General features: G+C 42.9%; 1 protein-coding gene. It reads right to left on the bottom strand.

Translation table 11 applies throughout. The annotated features are described in order from the left end of the window. Positions 1 to 151: 151 nt before the first annotated feature. Positions 152 to 1,232, bottom strand: a 1,081-nt coding sequence (locus tag RHS_RS29715) for a beta-galactosidase domain 4-containing protein (protein WP_047835284.1), incomplete at its 5' end; no start/stop codon positions are given.

Here is a 1,232-nt window from a genome sequence, read left to right as displayed (position 1 = left end):
AATTTTATGAATGAAAATGCTAATATTAAAGGCTTCCTGAAATATTTCACTTTCAACTGGATGTCCGGGCATCGATCCATACAAAAAAGACTGATAATCCGTTAATTCTCGGAATATCAGCCTTTTTATCATCAGTTTTCAGTTTTTAAAATCATTCATCCCTTTTCCCCAAACCACAGTCATTAGAAACTCCTCTAACAGCAAACCTTAAAGTAAGCGGCTCTTTTGGATCAATCAGATATTCATCATGAATCGGCGCCCCCCAGCTGTCATCTCCGCCTACTCCCATCTGTTTTGCTATCATTCTTACCCACGTATAATTTACGGCAGGAAGTTCGTATAAATGCATGGCATTCTCCAGTTCATATGCACTGTATGGCAGAACACTGCACTCAAAGTCACCTTCCAACGCTGAAAATTCAATGCCTTCATTCTGGGCATCTGTTACTTTTATCCATCCCACTTCGGTACGGTTCCCGCACTCCTGAGGGATCAGATACGGAGTCAGATTCTGTTCAGGCGTCGTTTTGTAGACACCCTTTTTTGCTCCTGCCTTTCGATCCCAATAATTTTCCATTGGACCCTTACCGTAATACGTAACCTGTTTTAGCCTGCTTTTTAACTTAAAGTCCATTCCAAATAGCGGAATATATGGCATTTGTTCTGCGCCGGGATAAGATACCGCAACCTCAAGTGTCCCGTCTGCATACATGGTATATATTACACTGGATGTAAATTTCGGTATACTTCCGGCTTCATAAAGAAATGTAAAAGTTACCTTGTCTTCACTTTCTTCCATTTCAAACTTATCACTTAAATATCTCTGCCCCAGACTTGCAGCCTGCCACTGGCTTAATAGCGCCTCTGTCTTCATTCCCCGGTCATTATCTGTAGTCGCCCTCCAGTAAGATAGTTTCGGCACTCGGGTAATATATTCCTTCTCGCCATATACCAGGGAAATAATTCCGCCCTCCTGTTTTGAGAACATGGCAAAACAGCGTTCTGTGCGGACTCCTATATTTACATCTCCATGAATCACCTCAAATATTTTCCCAGGGTGCTGTTTAGCTCCATGGCTTTGCACTTTAATAATTTCCTGTCCAAAGGCCACTTCATATCCGGCGCTTTCCCAGAGCGTATCCTGTCCCAGTACCATAGAAACCGTACAGCAGTATTCCCCTGGCTGTTTTAAAACCTCATGTCCAAAAGGAAGGCTTGTCTTTTGCCCCGGT

It is taken from the genome of Robinsoniella sp. RHS (assembly GCF_001029355.1).
GTDB classification, from domain to species: domain Bacteria; phylum Bacillota; class Clostridia; order Lachnospirales; family Lachnospiraceae; genus Robinsoniella; species Robinsoniella peoriensis.
Note: the sequence above shows the minus strand (reverse complement) of the source record. Positions and strands in the feature narration are given on the sequence as shown.